This is a genomic window from Mesorhizobium sp. M7A.F.Ca.CA.002.09.1.1, assembly GCF_003998555.1.
In the GTDB taxonomy this organism is placed as follows: domain Bacteria; phylum Pseudomonadota; class Alphaproteobacteria; order Rhizobiales; family Rhizobiaceae; genus Mesorhizobium; species Mesorhizobium ciceri.
In genome coordinates this window covers 1-8,346 of the sequence record NZ_RZRR01000146.1, presented here as the reverse complement: position 1 = coordinate 8,346, position 8,346 = coordinate 1, and the positions used below count along the sequence as shown (strand labels likewise).

The 8,346-nt window shown below is 63.9% G+C and carries 7 protein-coding genes and 1 pseudogene; 5 read left to right on the top strand and 3 right to left on the bottom strand.

Translation table 11 applies throughout. The features are described 5' to 3' along the window. Window positions 1–1,231: S8 family serine peptidase (locus EN994_RS09225; protein WP_245466001.1), on the top strand; the 1,231-nt coding region annotated here is incomplete at its 5' end. On the opposite strand, the gene EN994_RS09220 is transcribed toward EN994_RS09225, so the two are convergent. Both EN994_RS09220 and EN994_RS09215 read right to left on the bottom strand, forming a co-directional pair. Then, window positions 1,228–1,737 (bottom strand): hypothetical protein, encoded by a 510-nt coding sequence (locus EN994_RS09220; RefSeq protein WP_013528257.1) that lies wholly within the window; start codon window positions 1,735–1,737, stop codon window positions 1,228–1,230. The two genes, EN994_RS09225 and EN994_RS09220, sit on opposite strands and share 4 nt — an antisense overlap. A 23-nt stretch (window positions 1,738–1,760) precedes the next feature. After that, window positions 1,761–2,579 (bottom strand): class I SAM-dependent methyltransferase, encoded by an 819-nt coding sequence (locus EN994_RS09215; protein ID WP_063169816.1) that lies wholly within the window; start codon window positions 2,577–2,579, stop codon window positions 1,761–1,763. Window positions 2,580–2,657: 78 nt separating this feature from the next. On the opposite strand from EN994_RS09215, the gene EN994_RS09210 reads away from it, so the two are divergent. Then, complete coding sequence (locus tag EN994_RS09210; protein WP_063169815.1) at window positions 2,658–3,566, top strand: LysR family transcriptional regulator; 909 nt, start codon at window positions 2,658–2,660, stop codon at window positions 3,564–3,566. A 119-nt stretch (window positions 3,567–3,685) separates the two neighbouring features. Here the strand turns inward: EN994_RS09210 and EN994_RS09205 are convergent, their stop codons facing one another. Further along, on the bottom strand, window positions 3,686–4,708 hold the full coding sequence (locus EN994_RS09205) for a substrate-binding domain-containing protein (protein ID WP_013528260.1): 1,023 nt from the start codon (window positions 4,706–4,708) through the stop codon (window positions 3,686–3,688). Between the two features lie 361 nt (window positions 4,709–5,069). Here EN994_RS09205 and EN994_RS09200 point away from each other — a divergent pair, with 361 nt between their 5' ends. The 3 genes and pseudogenes from EN994_RS09200 to EN994_RS09190 all read left to right on the top strand — a co-directional run. Then, window positions 5,070–6,425: an ABC transporter substrate-binding protein gene (locus tag EN994_RS09200; protein ID WP_013528261.1), complete on the top strand. Its 1,356-nt coding sequence runs from the start codon at window positions 5,070–5,072 to the stop codon at window positions 6,423–6,425. A gap of 228 nt (window positions 6,426–6,653) precedes the next feature. Beyond that, a complete protein-coding gene (locus EN994_RS09195; RefSeq protein WP_063169814.1) occupies window positions 6,654–7,667 on the top strand; it encodes a sugar ABC transporter permease in 1,014 nt (337 codons plus the stop codon). Between the two features lies 1 nt (window position 7,668). After that, window positions 7,669–8,346: pseudogene (locus tag EN994_RS09190) on the top strand (carbohydrate ABC transporter permease); the annotation flags it as partial.

Sequence of the window (8,346 nt, the reverse complement as noted above, 5' to 3'; positions counted from 1 at the left end):
GGTGTTCCTGCCGGCCCTGATCGTCGACCGGTTTCCCACCCCGGCGCCGCCCCCGACCCCTGTGCCGACGCCACGGCCCGAACCGGCGACGCCGCCGGCCGACACTCAAGCCGGCCCCCCGCCCGGTGGCCCGATCGTCTCGCCGACCGATCTCATTGCCGTTCAGCCGCGGCGCGCGGTGGTTGGCGATTTCGTGCCCGACGAGGTGCTGGTGACCGTCGACGGCGATGCCGGCGCTGTCCAGCAGATCGCCGCCTCCTTCGGCCTGCAGGTGCGCTCGCAGCGCCAGTCGCGGCTGCTTGGCACCACACTGGTGCGCTTCGGCATTCCCGACGGCCGGCCCGTCGGCGTCGTGCTGGCGCAACTGGCCGCCGACGGCCGCACCCAGCGGCGCGAGCCCAATCACGTCTATTCGCTGCAGCAGGCCGCCGGCATCGTCAACTATGCGTTCGACCGCATTGCACTCGATTCCAAGCAGGCCAACGGAGAAAACGTCCGCATCGCGGTGATCGACACCGGCATCGACGACACCAACCCGGCGCTCTCGGGCGTCATTGCCGGGCAGTTCGACGCCATGCCCGACGTGCCAATCGAAAAGCGCGATCACGGCACGTCGATCGACGGGCTGATCGCCGGCGTCGGCGCGCTGGAAGGCATGGCACCGGGCGCAAAAATCTATCACGCCCGCGCCTTCGAGGACGGCAAGTCGACCATGGACGTCATCCTGTCGGCGCTCGACTGGGCGGCGGAACAGGACGTGCGCATCATCAATATGAGCTTTGTCGGGCCGAAGAACGATTTGCTCGGCGTCGCCTGCCGCAATGCCCGCGCGCTCGGCATGGTGCTGGTCGCCGCAGCCGGTAACAACGGGCCGAAGGCGCCCTATGGCTATCCGGCCGCCTTCGATGGTGTCGTCGCGGTGACCGCCACCGATGCCAAGGACGGGCTGATGCCGCAGGCCAATCGCGGCGCCTATGTCTTCATCTCGGCACCCGGCGTCGAGATGGTGGCGCCGAGCGGCGCCGGCTCGGATGTGGTCACAGGCACCTCGTTTGCCGCGGCGATCGTGAGCGGCGCCATCGCCAATCTCATCCATGCCGCGCCCGATCGCTCGGCCGACGACATCGAAAAGGCGCTCGCGGCAACGGCCAGGGATCTCGGCCCCAAGGGACGCGACAATGATTTCGGCTACGGCCTGCTGGACATCAAGGCGGCGGCGGCAAAGGACTAGTCTGCGACAGTCCAAGCCGCGGCTTGCGGAGGACGCACCAGAAAATAGAACGCGACGATGTGCGTGATCATCAGCAGCGGCACGTAGATGATCGGGATCGCGTAGGTGGCGCCCAGTTCGCCCGCACGCTGGGGGAGGCCGACCTGGATGGCGTGGTAATAGTCCACGATGAGGTCGACCGTCCCGACCAGATTGAAGGCGACGACGAGCGCCCAGAAGAGCTGAGGTATCCTCACCGTGAGCAGCGCCAGCATGGCCAGCACTCCTGTTGCAAGGTCGCCGTAGGCAGCAAACACGGCAAAGCCGGCAGGCAAATCGGGGCTGACGACACCCGGAACGAGGAAGACCAGCCCGAAGAAGCGGAAGCTGTGCAGAGCGGCAACAGCGCGCTGCGCCGCGACCCGGTCCATCGACCTGAGCCACGGCAAACCGTATGTAGCGAAGCAAAGCAGCCACGCGACATAGCCCAGAACAAGATGGATTTGGAATAGGACTTCGGTGGACATCTGGCCTCCTCTCGACAATTGGTTCATGCGGCCTCGAACACTGCGGTCAGGATACCGAGCCGACCTTGCATAAGATTTCGTCCGAGGTTGGCCGCAAGCTCAGCGAAGTCCGGTCCCATCACCACGCCGAGATTGGGCGAAGGCGGCGGCCCCGACGCGCGCAACTGTGCGAACCACGCCTTGGCGGCGTCGGTGTCGTCTTGCCATGCCAGCATGCGGAAGCTGGCCGGTTCGATCGCCTCGCGCGTCGCACCGGCTGTTAGGAGAAAGCTCGTCGCCGGCGTTCTCGCCCAGGGAAGCGGATAGTGCGGCTCGCCTCCAGACAGCACGACGTCGTATGTGGCAAACCTGCCGCCTGGCTTCAGCACGCGCCGAATCTCGCTGTAGAGCAGCGTCCGGTCAGAGATGTTCATCGCCACGTGCTGCAACAGCACCGCGTCGAAACGGCCATCGTCGAATGGGAGCTCCAATGCGCTGGCGGTCTGGAACGACAGCTGCCCGCTCTGTCCCGTGCGCTCGGTCAGATAGCGCGCGGCATCCACGAAAGGCTCGCTGAGATCCACGCCAGTAACCCGGCAGCCATAGGTCGCAGCCAGAAAGCGCGCCGGCCCACCGACGCCCGAGCCGACGTCCAGTATCGACATGTCGGCAGCGATCCCCGCCAATTGGGCAAGCTCGGCGGTGGCAGCTAGCCCACGGGTGTGAAACTGGTCGAGAACGCCCAATTGTTGGGGCGTGAGGAGCTGGTCCTCCGGGCCGAGGGCAGCCAACACCGTCTTCAGCCGCTCGGTCAGGCCCGTCGCGCGATAATGGTCGCGTACCCCTTCAAGTTCATCGGTCATCGCATGATGTCTCCTAGGTTCAGCTCATACCTAGGCCCACTTCCATAATTCGACTACCCGGCGTAATAACAACAACCTATGAAGCAGAACTACACAGTCCGACATGGTGCGCTGGAGGGCATCGAGGCGTTCCTGGCTGTCGCCAGGCACCGCAACTTCCGCCGCGCCGCAGCGCAACTCGGCGTGACACCGTCCGCCGTGAGCCAGGCGGTGCGCGCGCTGGAGGCACGCATGGGTGCGGCGCTGTTCGTCCGCACGACACGGAGCGTCGGCTTGACCGAGCCTGGCCAGCGGTTCCTCGATCGTGCCGGCCCTGCTTTCGAAGAACTCGTCGCGGCCGGCGAGGCCGTGCGTGACATCGGCCAACGGCCGACCGGTCTGCTGCGCCTGTCCGTGCCCCGCGCTGTCGTGCCGTTGATCCTGGAGCCGATGATCGCGTCGTTCTGCCGGGCTTACCCCGAGATCGAGCTGGAGATCGCCGCGAGCGACGAGATGGTCGATCTCGCGGCCGGCGGGTTCGATGCCGGCATCCGTCTCGGCCAGTTCATTGCGGTCGACATGGTCGCGGTGCGGCTAACCCCATCGTTTTCGTTCGTGGTCGTCGGCAGCCCTGACTATCTCAAACGCCACGGCCGCCCCGAACGCGTCGACGATCTGCGCAACCACGCCTGCCTGCGCTTGCGCCGTTCGAATGGCGCCATAGCGCCCTGGGCTTTCGTCGACGGCAACGAGACGATCGAGGCGATGCTCTCAGGCCCGCTGATAGCGCACGATTATCCGACATTGCTCGGGGCCGCGATGCGGGGCGTCGGGCTGGCGCAGACGCCTCGACCAATCGCTGAAGCTCCGATAGCCGAAGGTAAACTGGAACCGATGCTGGACGGCATCGCCGCCACGACGCCGGGCGTCTTCCTGTATCATCCCGGCAAGCGCCAAGTCCTGCCGAAGCTGCGCGCCTTCATCGACCACCTCAAATCCGCGGCGTGAGATGTCGGAATCCGGCCCCCTTGCGGTGGTCTCGCTACTGCCGGCGTCGGGCGAGATTGATGCGGCGTGAGTGTCGCGTCTCAACTCGATCCCGCAGAGCACATGGCTTTGATCTCCAGCTACGCCGGCGCACCGGCGACTGACCCTCTCACCACCAGGTCGACCGGCCAGACCTCGCCTCGCGCGCCCTCCTCCAGTCCTGAAATCCGTGCCGCCAGCCGCTCGGCGACACGGGCGCCGGCGAGACGGATCGATGAACGCGTCGTCGACAGCGGCACCGAGAAATTCTCCGGCCTCAGCCAGGGGAAGACATCGTCATGGGCGATCAGCGAGACGTCGCCCGGGATGCTCAAGCCGAGGTCGCGCACCGCACGCACGACGCCCAGCGCCATGATCAGGCTGGAGCAGGCGATCGCCGTCGGCGCGTCGTCCCCTTCCAGCAAACGCCTGGTGGCGCGGTAGCCGTTCTCCTCGGTCATATCGACCGAGCAGACATGGCGTTCGATCAATGTCAGTCCGCTCGCGGCGAGTGCCCGGCGCACGCCGCGTTCGCGATGGATGGCGAAGGTCTCGCGGCCGTCACCGTTGATCAGCGCCAGCCGCCGATGACCGAGCTGGATCAGCAGCCTGGCCGCTTCGTGGAAGGCGCCCTCATTGTCGATGTCGGTGAAGGCGTAGTCGAAATCGAAGCCCTCACTGCGGCCATGGACGATGAAGGGAATGCCGAGCGTGTTGACCAGCGCCACGCGCCGGTCAGCGGGCCTTGGAGAGGAGATATAAACAGCGTCGACCTGCCGGTTGGCGACGATGCGCCGGTAGGTCGTCTCCTGGTCGTCGGCGTCGGCCGGCGACAGCACAAGGTCGAGCTCGTGCGAGCGGGCATAGTCGCCAAGGCCGGACAGGAACTCGACGAAATGCGGATCGATGTCGACGGACGCACCGGTCGGCAGGACATAGCCGATCATGCCGGTCTTGCCGGTCGCCAGCCGGCGCGCGCTCGGGTTGGGCCGATAGCCATGGCGCTTGGCGGCATCCATGACACGCCTGCGCGTCTCCTCGTTGACCTCGGGATAGCCGTTCAGCGCGCGGCTTACCGTGGTTTGCGAAAGTGCCAGCATGTGGGCGAGCTGCTTGAGGTTCACGAAAGTCTCCATTCCCTCAAAGCGCTTTTAAATTGAATCGACCCAAGTGCCACCGGGGCCGAGCCATACGAAGCCCAACCATAGACGCGGTTTGGGCATGTTTGAAACAAAAATTGCTGCTGCACTGCCATAATAGCATGCTGCGACGCACTTTTAGGGCGAAAATGCGCGAACCTAAATCGATTGATTCGCCAGCCTCTTGACTTCCCCGCGATTCAATGGCGTGATCGAAAAAGCCAAAGCGCTTTGGAAGACTCTTCGAAAGGTTGCGGTTCCTTTCCGACTGAGTCACAGTCCTGCGGCGTCGGCGGGCGGAATGGAGGTTCCGTCCGGTGTGTGAGACCCACTGGGAGGAATACCGATGAAGAAAATGCTTTTGCTGGGTGCTGCGTTTGCCACGTTCGCCCTGAACGCGCCCGCGCAGGCCGAACTGAAGTTCAAGCCCGGCGAAGACAAGCGCTTCAACTGGGCGAACTACGAAGAGCTCAAGAAAGTCGACCTCAAGGGTGAAACGCTGTCGATCTTCGGACCGTGGCGCGGCGAGGACGAAGGCCTGGTGCGCGGCGTCCTCGACTATTTCTCGGAAGCCACCGGCGTCGAGATCAAATACTCCTCCTCGGAGAATTACGAGCAGCAGATCGTCATCGACACGCAGGCCGGCAGCCCGCCGAACATCGCCGTGCTGCCGCAGCCGGGCCTCATCCAGGACCTGGCGTCGAAGGGCCTTTTGACGCCGCTCGGTGACGACACCGCCAAATGGGTCAAGGACAATTACGGCGCCGGCCAGTCATGGGTCGATCTCGGCACCTTCAAGGACAAGGACGGCAAGCCGGGCTTCTTCGCCTTCCCTTACAAGGCCGACGTGAAGTCGCTGGTCTGGTACTCGCCGGACAATTTCGAGGAAGCCGGCTACAAGGTGCCGAAGACCCAGGAAGAACTCGCCGATCTCGAAAAGAAGATCATCGCCGATGGCGGCAAGCCGTGGTGCATCGGCCTCGGCTCCGGCGGTGCCACCGGCTGGCCGGCAACCGACTGGGTCGAAGACCTGATGCTGCGCACCCAGCCTCCGGAGGTCTACGACAAATGGGTGAAGAACGAGATCCCGTTCAACGATCCGGCGGTGGTCAACGCCATCGACATTTTCGGCAAGATCGCGACCGACGACAAGATGGTCGACGGCGGCGCCAAGGCGGTTGCGGCGACCGACTTCCGCGACAGCCCGAAGGGCCTCTTTTCGGTGCCGCCGAAATGCTACCTGCACCACCAGGCATCGTTCATTCCGACCTTCTTCCCGGAAGGCACCAAGGTCGGCCAGGACGCGGACTTCTTCTACTTCCCGCCCTATGCCGCCAAGCCTGAACTGGGCACGCCCGTGCTCGGCGCCGGTACGCTGGCGATGATCACCAAGGACAGCAAGAGTGCGCGCGCGTTCATCGAATTCCTGAAGATGCCGCTCGCCCACGAGATCTGGATGGCCGAGGGCGGCTTCGTGACGCCGCTCAAGTCGGTCAACAAGGATGCCTATGCCAGCGACGCGCTGAAGAAACAGGGCGAAATCCTCGCCAATGCCTCGACTTTCCGCTTCGACGGTTCCGACCTGATGCCGGGCAAGATCGGCGCCGGCGCCTTCTGGACCGGCATGATCGACCTGGTCGGCGGCAAGTCGGCACAGGACGTCGCCACCGACATCCAGAAGAGCTGGGACGCCATCAAGTAGACGGCTGGCACGTAGACGACCAACCATTCTCGCACTGGATTCGGACCGTACCGGCCCGGATCCGACGGCGGCCCGTGCCGCAGCCTTTCGTCATGAGCGCATTGACATGAAGCGCGATCGGCAATGTGCGCAAGCCGCCGATGACGCGCTCCAAACAACTGAATCGGCGCCTGGTCCCCGTCACCAAGGTCATTCCTTGTCGGGTCATGCGCAGGGGGAGAGGGACCCATGGCGGCTCAGATTTTCTCGGCCATATTCGTCATCATCGTCGGCGTCGGCGGTTGCGTCGCCTATTTCTGGGGCGCCAACAAACTGGTCGACCTGATATTCCCGTCACGCGGCGTCGCCGGTGCCGCGGCCATCGACAATCTACGCCGGCAAGGGTTGGTCCGCCCATGGCTGTTCGTCGGCCCGGCGATGATCATCCTCACCATTTACCTGATCTATCCGGTGGTCGAGACGCTGCGGCTGTCGTTCCTCGATCGCGGCGGCATCAGTTTCGTCGGCCTGGCGAACTATGAATGGGCGTTCGGCGACCGCGAGTTCCGCAACTCGATCCTCAACAACATCATCTGGCTGGCGGTGGTGCCGGCCGCCTGCACCTTCCTCGGGCTGATCATCGCCGTGCTTACGGACAAGATCTGGTGGGGCACGATCGCCAAGAGCCTGATCTTCCTGCCGCTGGCGATCTCCTTCGTCGGCGCCAGCGTGATCTGGAAATTCATCTACGAGTATCGGGGCGAGGGCCAGACGCAGATCGGCATCCTCAACGCCATCATCCAGCATTTCGGCGGCCAGCCGCAGGTCTGGATATCGCTGCCGTTCTGGAACAATTTCTTCCTGATGATCATCCTGATCTGGATCCAGACCGGCTTTGCCATGGTCATCCTGTCTTCCGCCCTGCGCGGCATCCCCGAGGAAACGCTGGAAGCCGCCGTCATCGACGGCGCCAATCCGTTCCAGATCTTCTGGAAGATCATGGTGCCGCAGATCTGGGGCACCATCGCCGTGGTCTGGACCACGATCACCATTCTGGTGCTCAAAGTATTCGACATCGTGCTGACCATGACCAACGGCCAGTGGAACAGCCAGGTGCTGGCCAATCTGATGTTCGACTGGATGTTCCGCGGCGGCGGCGATTTCGGCCGCGGCGCCACCATCGCCATCATCATCATGATTGCGGTCATTCCGATCATGGTCTGGAACATCCGACAGGCGAACAAAGAGACGGGAGGACATTGAGATGGCCGTCGCGACCGGAAATTCCTTCGCCAGCCGCTTCGGCGTCCACATCGCCGTGCTCATCTTCGTCGCGATCTGGACCATACCGACCCTTGGCATCCTGGTTTCGTCGCTGCGCGACAAGAACCAGATCATCGCCTCGGGCTGGTGGAACTCGTTCGCCAGTTCCACACAGACGGAAGCCGGCCGGCTGCCGCCCGCCTCGGCGCAAGTCGAGAAGGACGGCAAGTTCGTGCTCGAGGGCAATATCTTCGGCGACGGCACCAAGCGCGACATCAGCGCCTTCGGAATCAAATCGGCGGCACCGACGCAGTATCCCGCCGGCACCACAGCCGATCTCGGCGACGGCGTGACCTTGCAGCTCAATGCCGACGGCAGCTTCGTCATGCAGTCCCCGAAAGCGTTCGAAGGCGATCGCGGCCAGCGCGTCTATTATGCTTCGTCGGCGCCGCCGAAATTCACCACCGATAATTACAAAACCGTGCTGTTTTCCGAAGGCATCGGACGGTCTTTCATGAATTCCCTGACCGTCACCATTCCGGCGACCGTCATCCCGATCCTGATCGCCGCCTTTGCCGCCTATGCGCTGGCCTGGATGCGGTTTCCCGGCCGGGCGCTGCTGATCGCGGTCATCATCGGCTTGCTGGTGGTGCCATTGCAGATGTCGCTGATCCCGCTG